The sequence below is a fragment of the Pseudomonas sp. 1 genome (genome assembly GCF_056626735.1).
Map to the genome: position 1 here is coordinate 97,673 of NZ_JBWXMQ010000015.1, position 20,101 is coordinate 117,773.

18 protein-coding genes are annotated in these 20,101 nt (G+C 60.2%); 9 read left to right on the forward strand and 9 right to left on the reverse strand.

Annotated elements, in window-relative coordinates; all coding sequences use genetic code 11:
- Window position 1 precedes the first annotated feature (1 nt).
- From nuoN to AC1MDC_RS21880, 6 genes are all read left to right on the forward strand, one after another.
- Entirely contained in the window at window positions 2-1,465 is a 1,464-nt protein-coding gene (nuoN, locus tag AC1MDC_RS21855; protein ID WP_011334964.1) for an NADH-quinone oxidoreductase subunit NuoN, read from the forward strand.
- A gap of 179 nt (window positions 1,466-1,644) precedes the next feature.
- Window positions 1,645-1,878, forward strand: a complete 234-nt coding sequence (locus AC1MDC_RS21860; RefSeq protein WP_480393629.1) for a hypothetical protein — start codon at window positions 1,645-1,647, stop codon at window positions 1,876-1,878.
- Window positions 1,879-2,135: 257 nt separating this feature from the next.
- Entirely contained in the window at window positions 2,136-2,264 is a 129-nt protein-coding gene (locus AC1MDC_RS21865) for a hypothetical protein (protein ID WP_256574697.1), read from the forward strand.
- A gap of 50 nt (window positions 2,265-2,314) precedes the next feature.
- Window positions 2,315-3,538, forward strand: coding sequence for a YcaO-like family protein (locus AC1MDC_RS21870; RefSeq protein WP_480393630.1), 1,224 nt, complete (start codon window positions 2,315-2,317; stop codon window positions 3,536-3,538).
- Window positions 3,535-4,485, forward strand: a complete 951-nt coding sequence (locus tag AC1MDC_RS21875; protein WP_480393631.1) for a class I SAM-dependent methyltransferase — start codon at window positions 3,535-3,537, stop codon at window positions 4,483-4,485. Before AC1MDC_RS21870 ends, AC1MDC_RS21875 begins: the two co-directional genes overlap by 4 nt.
- Window positions 4,482-5,360 carry an alpha/beta fold hydrolase gene (locus tag AC1MDC_RS21880; RefSeq protein ID WP_480393632.1) on the forward strand — a complete coding sequence of 293 codons (879 nt, stop codon included), beginning with the start codon at window positions 4,482-4,484 and terminating at the stop codon, window positions 5,358-5,360. The genes AC1MDC_RS21875 and AC1MDC_RS21880 overlap by 4 nt, the downstream gene beginning before the upstream one ends.
- A gap of 43 nt (window positions 5,361-5,403) precedes the next feature.
- Here the strand turns inward: AC1MDC_RS21880 and AC1MDC_RS21885 are convergent, their stop codons facing one another.
- Genes AC1MDC_RS21885 through AC1MDC_RS21910 form a run of 6 tightly spaced genes read right to left on the reverse strand, consistent with a single transcriptional unit; the run spans window position 5,404 to window position 11,356 of the window.
- Window positions 5,404-7,146 (reverse strand): ABC transporter substrate-binding protein, encoded by a 1,743-nt coding sequence (locus tag AC1MDC_RS21885; RefSeq protein WP_085699089.1) that lies wholly within the window; start codon window positions 7,144-7,146, stop codon window positions 5,404-5,406.
- A 47-nt stretch (window positions 7,147-7,193) separates the two neighbouring features.
- Entirely contained in the window at window positions 7,194-7,466 is a 273-nt protein-coding gene (locus AC1MDC_RS21890; protein ID WP_039767461.1) for a DUF2160 domain-containing protein, read from the reverse strand.
- Between the two features lie 10 nt (window positions 7,467-7,476).
- Complete coding sequence (locus AC1MDC_RS21895; protein WP_007951486.1) at window positions 7,477-8,277, reverse strand: carbohydrate ABC transporter permease; 801 nt, start codon at window positions 8,275-8,277, stop codon at window positions 7,477-7,479.
- A gap of 9 nt (window positions 8,278-8,286) precedes the next feature.
- Window positions 8,287-9,153, reverse strand: coding sequence for a carbohydrate ABC transporter permease (locus AC1MDC_RS21900; protein WP_007951487.1), 867 nt, complete (start codon window positions 9,151-9,153; stop codon window positions 8,287-8,289).
- A complete protein-coding gene (locus tag AC1MDC_RS21905) occupies window positions 9,150-10,262 on the reverse strand; it encodes an ABC transporter ATP-binding protein (RefSeq protein WP_085699085.1) in 1,113 nt (370 codons plus the stop codon). Before AC1MDC_RS21905 ends, AC1MDC_RS21900 begins: the two co-directional genes overlap by 4 nt.
- Window positions 10,262-11,356 carry an ABC transporter ATP-binding protein gene (locus AC1MDC_RS21910; protein ID WP_085690014.1) on the reverse strand — a complete coding sequence of 365 codons (1,095 nt, stop codon included), beginning with the start codon at window positions 11,354-11,356 and terminating at the stop codon, window positions 10,262-10,264. Before AC1MDC_RS21910 ends, AC1MDC_RS21905 begins: the two co-directional genes overlap by 1 nt.
- Before the next feature lie 363 nt (window positions 11,357-11,719).
- On the opposite strand from AC1MDC_RS21910, the gene AC1MDC_RS21915 reads away from it, so the two are divergent.
- A complete protein-coding gene (locus tag AC1MDC_RS21915; RefSeq protein ID WP_480393633.1) occupies window positions 11,720-13,585 on the forward strand; it encodes a sigma-54-dependent Fis family transcriptional regulator in 1,866 nt (621 codons plus the stop codon).
- Between the two features lie 102 nt (window positions 13,586-13,687).
- Here AC1MDC_RS21915 and cysS read toward each other — a convergent pair whose 3' ends face one another.
- Together cysS and AC1MDC_RS21925 are read right to left on the reverse strand one after the other, a co-directional pair.
- Window positions 13,688-15,070, reverse strand: coding sequence for a cysteine--tRNA ligase (cysS, locus tag AC1MDC_RS21920; protein ID WP_480393634.1), 1,383 nt, complete (start codon window positions 15,068-15,070; stop codon window positions 13,688-13,690).
- A gap of 20 nt (window positions 15,071-15,090) precedes the next feature.
- Window positions 15,091-16,791 carry a glutamine--tRNA ligase/YqeY domain fusion protein gene (locus tag AC1MDC_RS21925; protein ID WP_480393635.1) on the reverse strand — a complete coding sequence of 567 codons (1,701 nt, stop codon included), beginning with the start codon at window positions 16,789-16,791 and terminating at the stop codon, window positions 15,091-15,093.
- A 250-nt stretch (window positions 16,792-17,041) separates the two neighbouring features.
- Between AC1MDC_RS21925 and AC1MDC_RS21930 the strand changes: the two genes are divergently transcribed.
- Window positions 17,042-17,548, forward strand: coding sequence for a peptidylprolyl isomerase (locus AC1MDC_RS21930; protein ID WP_085690022.1), 507 nt, complete (start codon window positions 17,042-17,044; stop codon window positions 17,546-17,548).
- A complete protein-coding gene (gene lpxH / locus AC1MDC_RS21935) occupies window positions 17,545-18,300 on the forward strand; it encodes a UDP-2,3-diacylglucosamine diphosphatase (protein WP_085699077.1) in 756 nt (251 codons plus the stop codon). The genes AC1MDC_RS21930 and lpxH overlap by 4 nt, the downstream gene beginning before the upstream one ends.
- 152 nt (window positions 18,301-18,452) lie before the next feature.
- On the opposite strand, the gene AC1MDC_RS21940 is transcribed toward lpxH, so the two are convergent.
- Window positions 18,453-19,982: a DHA2 family efflux MFS transporter permease subunit gene (locus AC1MDC_RS21940; protein ID WP_085703252.1), complete on the reverse strand. Its 1,530-nt coding sequence runs from the start codon at window positions 19,980-19,982 to the stop codon at window positions 18,453-18,455.
- Between the last annotated feature and the right edge of the window lie 119 nt (window positions 19,983-20,101).

Genomic DNA, 20,101 nt, shown 5'->3' on the forward strand with positions numbered 1-20,101 from the left:
TATGGAATTCACGATTCAACACTTTATTGCGCTAGCGCCACTGTTGATCACCAGCCTCACCATTATCGTGGTGATGCTGGCAATCGCCTGGCGCCGCAACCACTCGCAGACCTTCCTGATTTCGGTGGCGGGTCTGAACCTGGCCTTGCTGTCGATCCTGCCGGCCCTGAAAGTCGCGCCTCTGGCCGTGACTCCATTGCTGCAGATCGACACTTTTGCCTGCCTGTACATGGCGCTGATCCTGGTCGCCACCCTCGCTTGCGTCACCCTCGCCCACGCCTATCTCGGCGATGGCGGTTCGGGTTACCCGGGCAACCGTGAAGAACTGTACCTGCTGATCCTGATGGCCGCCGCCGGTGGTCTGGTTCTGGTCAGCGCGCAGCACCTGGCCGGCTTGTTCATCGGTCTGGAACTGCTGTCGGTGCCGGTCTACGGTCTGGTGGCCTACGCCTTCTTCAACAAGCGTTCGCTGGAAGCCGGCATCAAGTACATGGTGCTGTCGGCCGCCGGTTCCGCGTTCCTGCTGTTCGGTATGGCGCTGCTGTACGCAGACTCGGGTTCGCTGAGCTTCGTCGGCATCGGTCAGGCACTGGCCGCAACCGGCCTGCCAAGCTCGCTGGCGCAACTGGGCCTGGGCATGATGCTGATCGGTCTGGCGTTCAAACTGTCGCTGGTACCGTTCCACCTGTGGACGCCGGACGTGTACGAAGGTGCTCCGGCGCCGGTGGCCGCGTTCCTCGCCACCGCGTCGAAAGTGGCTGTGTTCGCGGTCATGGTTCGCCTGTTCCAGATCTCCCCTGCCGCAAGCAGTGGCGTACTGAGCAACGTGCTGACCATCATCGCCATCGCCTCGATCCTGTTCGGTAACCTGCTGGCCCTGACCCAGAGCAACCTCAAGCGTCTGCTCGGTTACTCCTCCATCGCGCACTTCGGCTACCTGCTGATCGCACTGGTGGCGAGCAAGGGTCTGGCGGTGGAAGCCATCGGCGTGTACCTGGTCACCTACGTGATCACCAGCCTCGGCGCGTTCGGCGTGATCACCCTGATGTCCTCGCCGTACAACGGCCGTGACGCAGATGCGCTGTACGAGTACCGCGGCCTGTTCTGGCGCCGTCCGTACCTGACCGCCGTACTGACCGTGATGATGCTGTCCCTGGCCGGTATCCCGCTGACCGCAGGCTTCATCGGCAAGTTCTACATCATCGCTACCGGTGTCGAGTCGCACCAATGGTGGCTGGTAGGTTCGCTGGTACTGGGCAGCGCAATCGGTGTGTTCTACTACCTGCGCGTGATGGTGACCCTGTACCTGATCGAACCGAACCTGCGCCGCCACGACGCCCAGCTGCACTGGGAACAGAAAGCAGGCGGCGTGATGCTGCTGGCGATCGCCGTTGTCGCGTTCTTCCTCGGCGTCTACCCGCAACCATTGCTGACGCTGGTTCAGCAATCGGGCCTGGCGGGCTGATCGCTCAGCGATAGTCGGCTACAAACGGAAACGGCACCTTCGGGTGCCGTTTCTGTTTTTGCGGGATTTCCATTTTCTACACCCTCCCCTTTCGGCGACCCTGCCGGCGGGCCCTTGCCCGTCGAACAATAAAACCCACGCCGAAGCACGTTCCCGTCTGCCGAACTCAGGAGCGATTAATGGTTAACAATACAAAAATATCGATGGCCGCTCTGGTAGTGGTCGTCGGGTCGTCCACGGTGATGCCGGTGACGGCCGCAACGCTGTTTCCCGCGACGAACCGGGAACGGCACAGAACCCTCAAGCCGATTTGTGCGGTTTTTTCTCAAACTCCATGGGAAAAATCGCCGCACAAGTGCTGCATACAGCCTCGTAAATCCTTCAGTAAGAATTTGCCTCCCCCCCTGCGCTGAAACGTCTGACAGCGACAACAGATAGAACACCTGAGACAGCTGATTCCTTTCGCCTGGTTCGCCCGCTCCCACGCAGGGCTACCCCTCTCAGAAACACGTCCGCCCGGCGTCAATTCACGTTTTATCAGTACGTATTTCGACACCGCTGAAACCCGCTGCTGGAAACGTCTGGACATTTTTGACCCGCCCTCACCGCGCTTTTAGATTCGGCTCGTGCTTGCAACAGCACACTCCCCCAACAACTTAGGAGCGACATCATGGGCTATATGGGCAACTGGAATGCCAACCACATCGACGAACTTGAAGAGCAGGAAGCGCCCTCGGCAGAGCAGATCGAAGCACTGCAACTGACCGAGGAAGAACAGGCAGAGCTGAACGCCGAGTGACAGAACCTGCGAGGGCCTTGCGCCCTCGCAGGCTTTCCAGGAAGGGAATCATGGACAAGACAACGTTGGCCGAGCGTAATCTCACGGCCGATCAGGCAGAACGGCGTATTCATACCGAACTTTCACGCCTGGGCCTCACGCCGCACACCCGCACCCTCGGCAGCAAAGTCGTTGCGGTTCACGCAAGTCTGCAGGGCAGCGACAACCGTCATGCCCGTGGCTGCGGCAAAGGCTATGCCGATCAGGCACACCTGGGTGCGCTTTATGAAGCACTCGAACACTACTGGACCGATGAGCTCTGTACCTCCGATGTTCACCACGAGACAGAAGGTTATTTCAAAGATGCGCCGATGTTTGCCGATGACTCGCTTCTGCACAGGCTCACCTGCCAGCAAAACGTGCGCATCGCCTGCCGGACTTATGTCTGTCCGCCGTGGCATGACCGGTTTTCCTATCCGGTTGCGCTGACTTCGCCGAACGGTTCACGTTTGCCCTCGTCACCGGGCATGGCGGACTACCGCGCCGTGCGGCGCTACGCCAGCAACAGCGGCACCGCGATTGGCGCCACTTACAACGAAGCGATGCTGCACGCCGCCAACGAATGCATCGAGCGCGATGCCGTGTCGTTGTTTCTGCTTGATCATTTTTATTACCAGAACCATCCGCCGCTGCGACGGGTAGCGCGTCTCAATGAAAGCGACCCACTCGGGCGTCTGTGGGCCGATGCCGAACAGGAAATCGACGGCGAGATCGTCCTGGTGGATATCAGCACCGAATTCAAGGTACGGACCTTTCTGGCCTTCACGACCAGGCCGGGCGTTCACCCACAGGTGTTTGGCAGCGGCAGCTCTCTCGACCCGCGCCACGCGGCATGGCGGGCGCTCACTGAACTGGTGCAATTGCAACTGAATGCCGCCGAACCCGAATACTGCCAGACGCTGGCCAATGCGTTACGCAACCTGCGACCCTTCCCGCGCCTGCTGCGCTGCGCGCAGTTCGATACGCAGACGCTGCTGCATCGCTGCGTTCAACACGAGGTGAGACTGCCGGATTGCGCTAAAAACCTGTCAGTGGAAAACCAGCTGTACTTGCTGACTCAAGACCTGCGGATTCATGGCCGTACGCTGGGTACAGCCGTCCTGCAACGAACCGAGCTCGACACCACCCTGCTCAACGTGGTGATCCCCGGCCTTGAGCGCTTCTTCGTGGTTTCCAGCGGCAACGTCGTCATCCCGCAAGCCCGGGGCCGTACGCTGGAGAGGCGAGCCCCATGAACCGACTCGATCGCACCCGGGAACTGACATTGGCCCGATCCATGCGCCTTCATCTCAATGAGAACGGCGCTGTTGGCCACTTCCTCGAACCGCGAGGCAGCGGACTGCATCAGGTTTTTTTCCTGCGGGTGAGCGATGAGCTCTGGGTCGGCCGCAAGCTCCTGCAACGTGACCGGCATTTTCGCTGGCAGGCCAGCAGCGTGCTCAAACCCGGCATGTTGTTTGGCCCGCATCTGCATTCATTGTGGGGGGATGACGGGTTGTCGATCGGCTATCGAACGGCCTCCCCTGCGGAGAAAACGCAGGTCTTCGAACATGCATTGCACCAGGCTGACAGCGAGATCCTGGCTCCCTTTCCACTGCTGGATGAGGCGGGCCGGGAAGCGGTCTGCCCGGCAGAGTTCTGGCAAGGCAACGAATCACTGGCCGAACAGCTGAACACTGACGAGCACCACCTGCGCGAATACTGCGCCGGGCTGCTCCAGGCCATCACTGAAAAAGGCGCACTGGTTTACGACCCGGCTTGTTCAACGGGCGCGTTCATCGCCCATCTCGCCCGCGCCCTGCCCGATTGTCTTTGCCTGGGCAGTGACCGCTCGGCCTCGATGATCGAACATGCCAGGCGATGGCACAGCGGAACATCCGTCGAGTTCGACGTGCTGGAGGCGAGTGAGGCCTTCGATACCGGGATTCGCTGCGATGTCTTGATCCTGCGTTTCCTCAACGCCGAAGTCTTGACCCGCCGAGAGGCGCAAACCGCATTCGAGTCGCTGATCCGCTGCGTCAAGCCCGGCGGCACGATCCTCGTTTTCGGTCACACCCCGGTGCTGATCCCGGTCACCTGGCTTGCCTCCATCCACCACCTGAAACTTGAATCCAGCGTCGCGGCCCGGCCGGGGCAAGTCGAGCTGTTCCAGTTTTATCGTCTGACGGTTCACGCGTCATGACCTTTTCCCTGCACAGCCGAGGTTATTACCCGACTGGTGACGGCCATCGGCTCTATTGGGAACGCCATGGTGTTCCGGGACACGAACCGGTGTTTTTCCTCCATGGCGGCCCCGGCGGACGTATCAGTCGTCACCATCTGCAGTTTTTCGACCTGGGCCGGTTCGACATCATTCTGTTTGACCAACGAGGTTGCGGGCGCTCGACGCCCTACGGCGAGCTGCAGTACAACACCACCGGGTTGTGTGTCGAAGACATCGATGCCCTGCGCCAGCATTTCGGCTTCGAAAGAATCAGTGTGTTGGGGGTGTCATGGGGCAGTTGGCTGGCGATTCAGTACCAGCAGCGTTACCCGCAGCACCTGCTGAAAACCACGCTGGTTTCGGTATTCGTGCCGTTTGCCGCCAATGTCCGGGCTTACGATCAGGCGCTCAATGACGGGCTGAGGCAATCGCCAGAATCATCGTCCGGCCAACGCGCCAGGGACATCTACCGGATACTCGGCGAAGGCCGCCCATCGCAGCAATACCGCGCCGCCATCGAATGGTTGAACGCTGTTCTACGTCGCACAGGACAGACGATCTGCCCCGACACCCTGGAGCGCTTTGTCGATCAGGAAGCGGTGCTCGCCATCCGCCTCGAACTGCATTACCACCTGCAGAACTACGGCTTCACGCCAAAGGATGAAGATCTGACTCTCGATGACAACACCCAGCTGATCCAGGGCATTCGCGACACCCATGGCATGGCCAGCGTGCGCTGGCTCAGGCAACGCATGAATATCCACTGCCGACTGCTGCACACCGGGCACAACGCTTTTGAAAACGCCACACTCAAAGCGGTGCGCCGGGCGGTGAAACGTGAAATCGAAGGCTAAAAAAAACGGCACCCGAAGGTGCCGTTCCGTCCTGCAAAAGCGCTTACTTGCGTGCCGCCTCCCACGACTTGAGCAGTTCGTTGTAGCTCACGGTTTCGCCTTTTGGTTTCTCGTTGGCCAGTTTCGGTTTTGGTGCGCCCGGCTGGTCGAACCAGTATTGCGCGTCGCGCTCGGGGTTCATTTTCGGTGCGCACACCGCTTGGGCCTTGGAGCGTTCCAGGCGAGTCATGATCGCGTCCTGATCCTTGGCCAGACCATCGAGGGCCTGTTGCGGGGTCTTCTCGCCGCTGGCGGCTTCGGCGATGTGGCTCCACCACAGTTGCGCCAGGCGTGGATAGTCCGGCACGTTGGTGCCGGTCGGCGTCCATTGCACCCGGGCCGGGCTGCGGTAGAACTCGACCAGACCACCGAGTTTCGGCGCCAGATCGGTCATCGCTTGCGAGTTGATGTCCGACTCGCGGATCGGCGTCAGGCCGACGATGGTTTTCTTCAGCGACACGGTTTTCGAGGTCACGAACTGCGCGTACAGCCAGGCTGCGAGTTTCTGCTTCTCAGGCGTGGATTTCATGAAGGTCCAGGAACCCACGTCCTGATAACCGAGTTTCATCCCCTCTTCCCAGTAAGGCCCGCGTGGCGACGGCGCCATGCGCCATTTCGGCGTGCCGTCGGCGTTGACCACCGGCAGGCCCGGTTTGGTCATGTCGGCGGTGAACGCGGTGTACCAGAAGATCTGCTGGGCGATGTTGCCCTGGGACGGCACCGGGCCGGACTCGGAGAACGTCATGCCCGCCGCTTCCGGTGGCGCGTACTTCTTCAGCCAATCGACATATTTGGTGGTGGCGAACACCGCGGCCGGGCCGTTGGTGTCGCCGCCGCGGGTCACGCTGGAACCGACCGGGTGGCAATCCTCGACACGAATCCCCCACTCGTCCACTGGCAAGCCGTTGGGAATGCCCTTGTCGCCGCCACCGGCCATGGAGAACCAGGCATCGGTGAAGCGCCAGCCCAGGGACGGATCTTTCTTGCCGTAGTCCATGTGTCCGTAAATGCGCTTACCGTCGATTTCCTTGACGTCTTCGCTGAAGAACCTGGCGATGTCTTCATAGGCCGACCAGTTCACCGGCACGCCCAGTTCATAGCCGTACTTTTCCTTGAACTTGGCTTTCAGGTCGGGGCGTTCGAACCAGTCGGCGCGGAACCAGTACAGGTTGGCGAACTGCTGGTCGGGCAATTGGTAGATCTTGCCGTCCGGCGCGGTGGTAAAGGAGATGCCGATGAAGTCCTTGATGTCGAGGGTCGGCGAGGTGAAGTTCTTGCCTTCGTTGGCCATCAGGTCGGTGATCGACTCGGTCTTGCCGTAGCGAAAGTGCGTACCGATCAGGTCCGAGTCGTTGACCCAGCCGTCGTAGATGTTCTTGTCCGACTGCATGACGGTCTGCATTTTTTCCACGACGTCGCCTTCCTGCAACAGGTCGTGGGTCAGCTTGATGCCGGTGATTTCGCTGAAGGCCTTGGCCAGTACCTTGGATTCATATTCGTGGGTGGTCAGGGTTTCCGAGACGACCTTGATGTCCATCCCGCGAAACGGCTCGGCCGCCTTGATGAACCACTTCAGTTCTTCGAGCTGCTGCTCGGCTGTCAGGGTCGACGGCTTGAACTCGCTGCCGATCCATTTTTTTGCGGCATCTTCGTAGGCGTCGGCCCAGGCGGACGCGCTCAAACCGCTGAGTGCCAGCATGGCTGCCAATGAAATGCTATGTCGCAGCTTATTTTTCTTATCGAACATAGAGACCTCCTGTTAGGTTTTCGGAGCAAGATTGCCGAGCGATTCGACTAGCCCCAACGCATCACAGCCAACAGCCACACCAGGGACAACGCGGACGCTACCCAGATGCTCCAGTCGGTCACGCCAATTACCAGCAAATGCAGGTAGGCGCTGCCGAGAAGACCGATGAACAAGCGATCGCCACGGGTGGTGGCAATCGGCAGAAACCCTCGCCGCAAGATGCTCGGCGAGCGCAGTTCCCAGGTGGTCATGCCCACCAGGATCAAACCAATCACGATGAAAAACGCCGCCGTCGGGACGGTCCAGCTCATCCATTCCATCATCAGTTCCTCAGACCCGGCCCAGGGCAAAGCCCTTGGCCACGTGGTTGCGAACGAACCAGATCACCAGCATGCCGGGGAGAATAGTCAACACCCCCGCCGCCGCCAGTACACCCCAGTCAATGCCGGACGCCGACACCGTGCGCGTCATCACCGCTGCGATCGGTTTGGCGTTCACCGAGGTCAGCGTGCGCGCCAGCAACAGCTCGACCCAGGAAAACATGAAGCAGAAAAACGCCGTCACACCGATGCCGGAGCCGATCAGCGGGATGAAGATCTTCACGAAGAACTTGGGAAAGCTGTAGCCGTCGATGTAGGCGGTTTCGTCTATTTCCTTCGGCACCCCGGACATGAAGCCTTCGAGGATCCACACCGCCAGCGGCACGTTGAACAGGCAGTGCGCCAGCGCCACGGCAATGTGGGTGTCGAACAGGCCGATCGACGAATACAGCTGGAAGAACGGCAGCAGGAACACCGCCGGTGGCGCCATGCGGTTGGTCAGCAGCCAGAAGAACAGGTGCTTGTCGCCGAGAAAGCGATAACGCGAAAACGCATAGGCCGCCGGCAGTGCCACGGTCAGAGAAATGATCGTGTTCAGACTGACGTAGTACAGCGAGTTGATATACCCGGTGTACCAGCTCGGGTCGGTGAAGATCACCTTGTAGTTCGCCAGCGTGAAATCCTGTGGGAAAAGGGTCAGTCCGCCGAGGATTTCGGTGTTGCTCTTGAACGACATGTTCAGCAGCCAGTAGATCGGCACCAGCAGGAACAGGATGTAGAGCAGCAGGGGAATCAGCTTTCTTTTGCTCATGGCCGGGCCTCAGCGGTTGGCATCGTTGTGGGTCATGGCGGTGTAGAACAGCCAGGACACCAGCAGGATGATCAGGAAGTACACCAGCGAGAATGCCGCCGCCGGCCCCAGGTCGAATTGGCCTACGGCCATCTGGGTCAGGGTCTGACTCAGGAAGGTCGTCGAGTTACCCGGCCCGCCGCCGGTGAGCACGAACGGCTCGGTGTAGATCATGAAGCTGTCCATGAAGCGCAGCATCACCGCGATCAGCAGCACACTCTTCAACTTGGGCAACTGAATGTGCCGGAATACGGCCCAGGCCGAGGCCCGGTCGATACGCGCAGCCTGGTAGTACACATCGGGAATCGCCCGCAGCCCGGAGAAACACAACAGCGCCACCAGCGAAGTCCAGTGCCACACGTCCATCACCAGCACGGTGACCCAGGCGTCCATGGTGTTGGCCGCATAGTTATAGCTGATGCCCATGGCGTTGAGGCTCGACCCGAGCAGGCCGATGTCGGCGCGGCCGAAAATCTGCCAGATGGTGCCGACCACGTTCCACGGAATCAGCAGCGGAATCGCCAGCACGATCAGCACCACTGACGACCAGCGCCCCTTGGTCGGCATGGTCAGCGCGATGGCGATGCCGAGCGGGATTTCGATCAGCAGCACGCACGCCGAGTAGATGAACTGACGCAACAACGAATCGTGCAGACGCGGATCGAGCAGCACCTGCTTGTACCAGTCGGCGCCCACGAAGTAGCGGCTGGACTGGTCGAAGATGTCCTGCACCGAATAGTTGACCACGGTCATCATCGGAATGACGGCACTGAAGGCCACCAGCAGGAACACCGGCAACACCAGCCACCAGGCCTTGTTGTTTTGCACCTTGTTCATGGCTGTACCTCGCTGTCGGTGGCATCCAGCAGAAACTCGTCGGCATAGACCATCAGCCACTGCGCCGGAAAACTGATGTAAGCCGTGCCCTGCGGCACCGGTTTGTCTTCGGCCAGACGCACCTTCAGCGGGGCGCCGTCCAGGTCCAGGGTCATGATCTTGTAGGTGCCGAGGTCTTCGACGTGTACGACCCGTGCCTGCATCGCGTCATCAAACGGCTCGTCCCACACATGGATGAACTCGGGGCGGATGCCGACCTTCAGATTTTTCCACTGGCCGTGTTCGATATGGCGCTGCAAGGCGTCGGACAACGGCAGATGGGTCGAGTTGAAACCGACCCCGCCCGGTTGCGGCTGTACCTCAATCAGATTCATCCCCGGGCTGCCGATGAAGTAGCCGACAAAGGTGTGGCTCGGCCGCTCGAACAATTCCCGTGGCGTACCGAACTGGACGATCTGCCCGCCGTACATCACCGCAATCTTGTCGGCGAAGGTCGACGCCTCCAGCTGATCGTGGGTGACGTAGACCATGGTGATGTTGAACTGCTCGTGGATCTGCTTGAGCTTGCGCCGCAGTTTCCATTTCAGGTGCGGGTCGATCACCGTCAGCGGCTCGTCGAAGAGGATCGCCGACACGTCGTCGCGCACCAGGCCACGGCCCATGGAGACTTTCTGTTTTTCGTCGGCGGTGAGGTTGCGCGCCTTTTTGCTCAACAGGTTTTGCAGATCGAGGACTTCGGCGATTTCCTGCACCTTGCTGTGTACTTTCGCCTCGGCCAGGCCCTGATTTCTCAAGGGAAAGGCCAGGTTGTCGAACACGGTCATGGTGTCGTACACCACCGGAAACTGAAAAACCTGAGCGATGTTGCGCTTCTCCGGGGTCAGGTCGTTGACCGCTTTGCCGTCGAACAACACATGCCCCTGGGACGGGCTGAGCAAACCGGAAATGATGTTGAGCAAGGTCGATTTGCCGCAGCCCGAAGGGCCGAGCAAGGCATACGCGCCGCCCTGCTCCCAGATGTGGTCCATCTCACGGATCGCGTAATCCTCGGGCCCGCTCGGGGTTTTGCTGTAGCTGTGGGCGAGGTGCTGCAAACGGATTTCGGCCATCAGGCAACCCTCGCGACACGCCGGCCCGGTGCCTGCACCAGCCGGCCCTGCGCATCGAACACAAACAGTTTATGGGTCGGGATATAGATGCGGATCGGCGCATCGACGTCGTATTCGTGAACACCCGGCAGATGCAGCACCAGCAGGAAATGCTCGTTGCGCACGTGCAGGAAGGTTTCCGAACCGCTGATCTCCGCCACCTCGACGGTCACTGCCAGTTCCAGGTCGTCATCGTTGCTCGGCACCAGCGAGATGTGGCTCGGGCGCACGCCAAAACGGAACTCGCCCTCGCCCACCGGCCGCAGATCGACGTTCAACGGAAAGTGTACGAAGTTGGCGAAGCTCACTTCATTGCCGGCGATACGTCCCGGCATCAGGTTGATCGGTGGCTCGGAGAACAATTCGGCCGCCAGCACGGTTTTCGGCTGGTGATAGACCTCGGTCGAAGGGCCGCTCTGGATCACCCGACCTTCGTGAAGAATGGTAGTGGTGCCGCCCAGCGCCAGCGCTTCGTTGGGTTCGGTGGTGGCGTAGATGGCGATGGTATGGCGCGCCTTGAACAGCTCGCGCATCTCCTGGCGCAGCTCTTCGCGCAATTTGTAGTCGAGGTTGACCAGCGGCTCATCGAACAGGATCAGTTCGGCATCCTTGACCAGCGCTCGCGCCATGGCGGTGCGCTGCTGCTGGCCGCCGGACAGTTCCAGCGGATAGCGCTTCAGAAACTTCTCGATGCGCAGCATCTTCGCGGTTTCCTGCACCTTGCTCTGGATCTGCTCGTTGGAGATCCCGGCCTGGCGCAGCGGCGACGCGATATTCTCGAACACCGTCATGGTCGGGTAATTGATGAACTGCTGATAGACCATCGACACGTTGCGCAAACGCACCGGGCGCTGAGTGACGTCGACGCCATTCATCAGGATGCGGCCGCTGTCGGGCTTGTCCAGACCGGCCATCAGGCGCATCAGACTGGTTTTGCCGGACAGCGTGCGTCCGAGCAAAACGTTAAAGGATCCAGGTTCGAATTTCAGGCTCGCATCGTCGATCCAGGTCTGGCCCTCGACGGTACGGCTGACGTGCTCCAGGGTGAGTGACATTGCTCGGCCTTTTTATTATTGGAGTCAAGCGACCTGTCCTGTAGAGCGACATTCGTGCCAGAAACGGCAAGCTGTTGATTTACCTTCAAATTCACTGAAAGCCACGCAAACCGTGGTTCGTAGCTGAACACAAATGAACAGTTGTGACTGAACAATTGAACAGTCGCGCGATTGACAATGAACAATCGTGAACAACACTCTATGGATGCTTTTTGGCACGGATCCTGTGAGAGCGAGCTTGCTCGCGATGGCGGTATGTCATTCACCGTTGATGTAACTGACACATCGCTATCGCGAGCAAGCTCGCTCCCACAGAGATCTCAATAACAATAATAAAAATGCTGTATTCAGAGGCTGACTGCCATGGCCGCACCTGCACCGCCGCTTACCCACGATGCGATCGTCCAGGACTCCTGGTCCCGTTGCCGTGCCTTCGGTCTCAATCATCAAAGCGCCCCGGCCTTCGATCAGCTGCCTGCCGCCGGCATCGCGCAGTTGCTCGACCGTCATCGTTCGCTGGTGCAGACCACTCACCAGGAAGTGCTGCCGTATTACGAGAACATCCTGAGCAACTCCAACTGCCTGATCATGCTGGCCGACAATCAGGGCCAGGTTTTGACGTCCTGGGGCACCCAGCGCTTCATCGAGCCGAATCTGGCGCGGGGTTTTCAGGCCGGCGCCAGTTGGGTCGAGCGCGCCAGCGGCACCAACGCCATCGGCACGGCGCTGGCCTGTGAGCAGGCGGTGCACATCGAACACGATGAACACTTTCTCAAGGCCAACCGTTTCATGACCGGTTCCGCTGCACCGATTTTCGATGCCGAGCGCAAGGTCATCGCCGTGCTCGACGTGTCCAGCGACAGCTACCTGCCGCCCTCGCACACCCTCGGCATGGTCAAGATGATGAGCCAGACGGTGGAGAACCGACTGATCCTCAACCTGTTCCACGGCCAGCACTTTCAACTGACATTCAACACCGGGTTGAACAACCTCGACAGCCAGTGGGCCGGGCTGCTGATCTTTGATGAGAGCGGTCAGGTGCTGTCGGCCAACCGTCGGGCCGACAATCTGTTGGGTGTGCGGTTATCCCGGGTCAGCGTTGAAAGCCTGTTCAAGGTGTCGTTGCTGGAGTTGATCAATCAGCCGGACGGATTGCCGTTTGCCTTGCAGACCTCGGGGCGCAATCGTTTCCAGTGTTTGTTGAAACGGCCTAAACAGGTGCCGATTCAGGCGCGGGTCTTCAATGAAACCAGAACCACTGAAACCAGAACCGCCGAACCGAAAGTCGCCGTACCGACGGCGATCAGCCTGAGCACTTTGCATTTCGGCGACAGCCGCGTGGAAAAAGCCGTGCGCCAGGCTGAACGCCTGCTGGAAAAGGACATCCCGCTGCTGATTCACGGCGAAACCGGGGTTGGCAAAGAAGTCTTCGTCAAAGCCCTGCATCAGGCCAGCTCACGCTGCAAACAGGCGTTCATCGCCGTCAACTGCGCGGCGATCCCCGCCGAACTGGTGGAGTCAGAGCTGTTCGGCTACGAGAAAGGCGCGTTCACCGGCGCCAACCAGAAAGGCAGCATCGGGCTGATCCGCAAGGCCGACAAAGGCACGCTGTTTCTCGATGAAATTGGCGACATGCCCCTGCCAACCCAGGCAAGGCTGTTGCGGGTGTTGCAGGAGCGCTGCGTGCAACCGGTGGGCAGCAGCGAGCTGTTTCCTGTGGATCTGCGGATCATCTCCGCCACCAACCGTTCGCTCAGGGAACAGGTACAACTGGGGCGCTTTCGCGAAGACTTGTACTACCGCATTGGCGGTTTGACTCTGGAGTTGCCACCGCTGCGCGAGCGCAGCGACAAGCAGGCGCTGTTCAAACGGCTGTGGGAACAGCATCGCGAGCCGACGCAGTGGGCGGGATTGAGTCGTGAAGTGCTGGAACTGTTCGAACGGCACCCGTGGCCGGGCAATCTGCGTCAGGTCAGCAGCGTGATGCAGGTGGCGCTGGCGATGGCCGAGGAACAACCGATTCGACCCGAGCATCTGCCGGACGATTTTTTCGTCGATCTGGAGATGGAGCCGGTAGAGGTGGCCGAGCCGTTGGGCATTGATCTGAACGATGCCGAGGCGCTGAACCGGGAGTTGCAGTTGGCCGGGGGCAATATTTCCCATCTGGCGCGACGGTTGGGGGTGAGCCGCAACACGCTGTACAAGCGATTGCGGCAGCTTGAAAACTGAGCGCCCCACGTGATCGTTCCCATGCTCTGCGTGGGAACGATCACGCCGTCAGAAAAACAAAAACCCGCACAAGGCGGGTTTTGTTTGTAACAGGCGCAGCAATCAGTCAGCCAGACGCCAGGTCGTGCCGCCCTTGCCGTCTTCCAGCACCACGCCCATGGCGGTGAGCTGGTCACGGATGCGGTCGGATTCGGCCCAGTCCTTGCCGGCACGTGCCGCCAGACGCGCAGCGATCAGCGCCTCGACTTCAGCTGCATCGACACGCCCTTCGGCGCCGGCCTGCAGGAAGTCATCGGCCTCGAGCTGCAACACACCGAGCACGCTGGCCAGTTCTTTCAGGCGCGCCGCCAGACCGGCCGCGGCATCGAGATCGCTCTCGCGCAGACGGTTGATCTCACGGACCATCTCGAACAGCACCGCGCAGGCTTCCGGCGTGCCGAAGTCGTCGTTCATCACCGTGGTGAAACGCTCGACGAACGCTTCGCCGCCAGCCGGCGCCACGTTCGGCAGGCCTTTCAACGCGTGGTAGAAACGCTCCAGTGCGCCCTTGGCGTCCTTGAGGTTGTCTTCCGAGTAGTTGATCGCGCTGCGGTAGTGGCTCGACACCAGCAGATAACGCACGACTTCCGGGTGGTACTTGTCGAGCACGTCGCGAATGGTGAAGAAGTTGTTCAACGACTTGGACATCTTCTCGCCATTGATACGGATCATGCCGCAATGCATCCACGCGTTGGCGTAGGTCTTGCCGGTGGCCGCTTCGCTCTGGGCGATTTCGTTTTCGTGGTGCGGAAATTCGAGGTCGCTGCCGCCGCCATGAATGTCGAAAGTCTCACCGAGGCAGCAGGTGGACATCACCGAGCACTCGATGTGCCAGCCCGGACGCCCGGCGCCCCACGGCGACTCCCAGCTCGGCTCGCCCGGCTTGACGCCTTTCCACAGCACGAAGTCCAGCGGATCTTCCTTGGCTTCGTCGACTTCGATCCGCGCGCCGATGCGCAGGTCTTCGACCTTCTTGCGCGACAGCTTGCCGTAACCCATGAACTTGCCGACGCGGTAGTACACGTCGCCATTGCCCGGGGCGTAGGCGTAACCCTTGTCGATCAGGGTCTGGATCATCGCGTGCATGCCAGGGATGTGATCCGTGGCGCGCGGTTCCATGTCCGGCTTCTTGATGTTCAGGCGCGCTTCGTCTTCGTGCATCGCCGCGATCATGCGCTCGGTCAACGCTTCGAACGACTCGCCGTTCTCGTTGGCCCGGTTGATGATCTTGTCGTCGATGTCGGTGATGTTGCGCACGTAGGTCAGGTCATAACCGCTGAACCGCAACCAGCGGGTCACCAGGTCGAACGCGACCATACTGCGGCCGTGGCCCAGGTGGCAGTAGTCGTACACGGTCATCCCGCAGACGTACATGCGCACCTTGTTGCCATCCAGCGGCTTGAAGACTTCTTTGCTCTTGGTGAGCGTGTTGTAGATCGTAAGCACGGTGTTTCCTTAAGACTTGATCACTGGCCCCACGAATCACGCAGGGTCACGGTACGGTTGAATACCGGCTGACCGGGTTTCGAGTCCTTGATATCCGCGACGAAGTAGCCTTCACGCTCGAACTGGAAACGGTCTTCCGGCTGTGCATTGCCCAGCGAAGGCTCAGCACGACAACCGGTCAGCACTTGCAGTGAGTCAGGGTTGATGTTGTCCAGGAAACTCGCGCTGTCTTCGGCCTTCTCCGGGTTCGGAGAACGGAACAGGCGATCGTACAGACGCACTTCGCACTCGATGCTGGCAGCGGCCGGCACCCAGTGGATCACGCCCTTGACCTTGCGGCCTTCAGGGTTCTTGCCCAGGGTGTCCGGATCATACGAGCAACGCAGTTCGACGATGTTGCCGTCGGCGTCCTTGATCGCTTCGTCGGCACGGATCACGTAGCTGCCGCGCAGACGCACTTCGCCGTTAGGCTCCAGGCGCTTGTAGCCTTTTGGCGGCTCTTCCATGAAGTCATCGCGGTCGATGTAGATTTCACGGGCGAACGGCAGCTTGCGCACGCCGAGTTCTTCTTTCTGCGGATGACGCGGCAGTTCGAGGTTCTCGACCTGGTCTTGCGGATAGTTGGTGATCACGACTTTCAACGGACGCAGCACGCACATGGCGCGCGGGGCGTTCGCGTCCAGGTCCTGACGGATGCTGAACTCGAGCATGCCGAAGTCGACCACGCCGTCGGAACGGTTGGTGCCGATCATCTCGCAGAAGTTGCGGATCGACGCCGGGGTGTAGCCACGGCGGCGGAAGCCCGACAGCGTCGACATGCGCGGATCGTCCCAGCCGTTGACGTGTTTCTCGTCAACCAGTTGCTTGAGCTTGCGCTTGCTGGTGATGGTGTAGTTGAGGTTCAGACGGCTGAACTCGTACTGACGCGGGTGCGCCGGCACTGGCAGTGCGTCGAGGAACCACTCGTACAGCGGACGATGGCTTTCGAACTCCAGGGTGCAGATCGAGTGAGTGATGCCTTCGATGGCGTCCGACTGACCGTGGGTGAAGTCGTAGTTCGGGTAGATGCACCACTTGTCACCGGTCTGGTGGTGATGGGCGTGGCGGATGCGGTACATGATCGGGTCGCGCAGGTTCATGTTCGGCGAGGCCATGTCGATCTTGGCGCGCAGCACGCGGGCACCGTCCGGGAACTCGCCGGCACGCATGCGGGCGAACCAGTCCAGGTTCTCTTCCACCGAACGGTCGCGGAACGGGCTGTTCTTGCCAGGCTCGGTCAGGCTGCCGCGGTACTCCTTGGCCTGCTCAGGCGTCAGGTCGTCGACGTAGGCCTTGCCGGCCTTGATCAGCTCGACGGCCCAGTCGTGCAGCTGGTCAAAGTATTGCGAGGCATAGCGCACTTCGCCGGACCATTCGAAGCCCAGCCATTTGACGTCGCTTTCGATCGCGTCGATGTATTCCTGGTCTTCCTTGGCCGGGTTGGTGTCGTCGAAACGCAGGTGCGTGACGCCGCCGAACTCCTGGGCCAGGCCGAAGTTCACACAGATCGACTTGGCGTGACCGATGTGCAGGTAACCGTTGGGCTCAGGCGGGAAACGGGTGACGATCTGCGTGTGCTTACCCGAGTCCAGGTCCGCCTGGATGATCGGGCGCAGGAAATTGACCGGCGTAACGGGGCCGGTCTTGGAATTCGAGGTAGGGTCGACAGTGGGCTTGCTCATAGGATCCTTGAACGTACAGTGCGCGGCCGGGACACAGGCCTGACAAAACAAAGCCGCTATCATAGCCGATGCTGTCAAGCCCCTGACAGAGCGGGGCTTAAAAGGAATGCATTTAATCGCCGGGTTTTGAAAAACAGCCTCGAAATTCGCGCCTGTCACGCTAAACTGCGCACCTTGGCCCTCAGAGGCTGAACCGGTACGGGGCCGAAATGTCCCAATACCCACGAATTCCTTATAAAGAGTAGCGATCATGACTCAAGTTAAATTGACCACCAACTTCGGTGACATCGTCCTGCAACTGGACGCTGAAAAGGCGCCGGTCACCACCGCCAACTTCATCGAGTACGTTAAAAAGGGTCACTACGAGAACGTCGTGTTCCACCGCGTCATCAAAGGTTTCATGATCCAGGGCGGCGGTTTCGAGCCAGGCATGAAAGAAAAGAAAGACAAGAGCCCGAGCATCCAGAACGAAGCCGACAACGGTCTGAAGAACGACAAGTACACCATCGCCATGGCCCGTACCATGGACCCGCATTCGGCTTCGGCGCAGTTCTTCATCAACGCCTCCGACAACAGCTTCCTGAACCACACCGCCAAGACCGCTCAGGGCTGGGGTTATGCCGTGTTCGGTAAAGTGGTTGCGGGCACCGACGTTGTCGACAAGATCGAAGGCGTTTCCACCACGTCCAAGGCAGGCCACCAGGACGTACCCGCAGACGACGTGATCATCGAGAAAGCCGAGATCATCGAAGCGTGATATTGCTGATTTCAGACTTGCATCTGGAAGAGGAGCGCCCGGACATTACCCGGGCGTTTCTGGATTTGCTCGCCGGACGCGCCCGCTCGGCGAGTGCGTTGTACATTCTGGGCGACTTCTTCGAAGCGTGGATTGGCGACGACGCCATGACCCCTTTCCAGCGTTCCATCTGCCAGGCCCTGCGCGAACTCAGCGACAGCGGCACGGCCATATTTCTGATGCACGGCAATCGCGACTTCATGCTCGGCAAGGCCTTTTGCAAACAGGCCGGCTGCACGCTGTTGAAGGATCCGAGTGTCGTGCAGTTTTACGGCGAACCGGTATTGCTGATGCACGGCGACAGCCTGTGCACCCGCGACGAAGCCTATATGAAGCTGCGCCGTTATCTGCGCAACCCGCTCAGCCTGTTCATCCTGCGCAACCTGCCCTTGCGCACCCGCCACAAGCTCGCCCGCAAGTTGCGCAGCGAAAGCCGCGCGCAGACACGGATGAAGGCCAATGACATCGTCGATGTCACGCCGCAGGAAATTCCGCGGATCATGCAGGAATACGGAGTGAAAACCCTGGTTCACGGGCACACCCATCGCCCGGCGATCCACAAGTTGCAGATCGGCGATCAGGCGGCGAAGCGGATTGTGCTGGGGGATTGGGATCGTCAGGGTTGGGCATTGCAGGTGGATGAGAACGGGTTTGCGTTGGCGCCCTTTGACTTTGCGCCGCCGCCTGCACTACCCGCCCCTGCCACCGCCTGATCGTTCCCGGACTTAGTTGATCGTTCCCACGCTCTGCGTGGGAATGCCTCAATGGACGCTCCGCGTCCGCTTCGGCATGGGACGCGGAGCGTCCCGGGCTGCATTCCCACGCAGACGGTTCGACGCCTCGACGTGGGAACGATCTGCCTGACTTAGTGACCGCTGGCGGCCGGGCCTGCCTTGGCAGCAAACGGCGGTTTCGCCAGCCACACAATCAGAATCAACCCCATAAAGCCCCATCCCAACAACGTGAAGTAATCCACGGTGGAAAGCATGTAAGCCTGGCTGGTGAGGATCTGATCCATCTGCGCATACGCCGATTGGCTCGCGCCACCCAGCGAATGCAAGGTCTCGCGAGTCGCTGGTTCGAAGGTGCTGATGCTCTCGCTCATATAGGCATGATGCTGATCCGCCCGGCGAATCCAGATCCATGTCGTCAACGACGCCGCAAAGCTGCCGCCCAATGTCCGCAGGAACGTCGCCAGACCGGCGCCATCGGCAATCTGACTTGGCGGTAGATCCGACATCAGAATGCTCAAGGTCGGCATGAAGAACAGCGCCACCCCAATCCCCATGAACAGCTGCACCAGGGCGATGTGCTGGAAATCCACCTCGTTGGTGAATTCGGCACGCATGAAGCAGCTCAGGCCGATCGCCAGGAACGCCAGACCGGCCAGCAGGCGCAGGTCGAACTTGTGCGCGTACTTGCCGACAAACGGTGACAGCAGCACCGGCAGAATGCCGATCGGGGCCACCGCCAGCCCGGCCCAGGTCGCGGTGTAACCCATCTGGGTCTGCAACCACTGCGGCAGGATCAGGTTGATGCCGAAGAATCCGGCATACCCCAACACCAGCACCAGCGTGCCGATGCGGAAGTTGCGATAGGCAAACAGCCGCAGGTTGACCACCGGATGCTGGTCGGTCATTTCCCAGATCACGAACACCGCCAGCGCAATCACCGAAATCGCCGCGCCGATGATGATGAAGTTCGATTCGAACCAGTCCAGGTCATTGCCCTTGTCGAGGATCACCTGCAAGGCGCCCACGCCGATGATCAGCGTGATCAGCCCGACGTAATCCATTGGCTGACGACTGGTGACCACCGGGCGCTTGGCCAGCTGCTGGCGCACCACCATCACCGCGAAGATCCCGATCGGCACGTTGATGAAGAAGATCCAAGGCCAGCTGTAACTGTCGGTAATCCAGCCGCCGAGGATCGGCCCGGCGATGGGCGCCACCACCGTGACCATCGCCAGCAACGCCAAGGCCATGCCCCGCCTTGCTGGCGGATAGACCGCAATCAACAGTGTCTGGGTCATCGGGTACAACGGCCCGGCCACCAGGCCTTGCAACACGCGAAAACCGATCAGTTCCGGCATCGAGGTGGAAATACCGCAGAGGAACGAGGCCAGCACAAACAGGATGGTCGCCCACAGAAACAGCTTCACCTCGCCGAAGCGACGGCTCAGCCAGCCAGTGAGCGGCAGCGCGATGGCGTTGCTCACGGCGAACGAGGTGATGACCCAGGTGCCCTGCTCCGAACTCACGCCGAGGTTGCCGGAAATGGTCGGCAGCGCCACGTTGGCGATGGTGGTATCGAGCACCTGCATGAAGGTCGCCAGCGACAGGCCGATGGTGCTGAGCAACAGGCTGGGCGGCGAAAAAGAGGCGTTATTGCTCATCGCGAATCCTTTGGAACTCGGCGGGTGCCGCGCTTGTTACAGACGCAGTAACCTTTGTGGGAGCGAGTTTGCTCGCGATGGCGGTCTGTCCGATAAATTAATGCTGAATGACACACCGC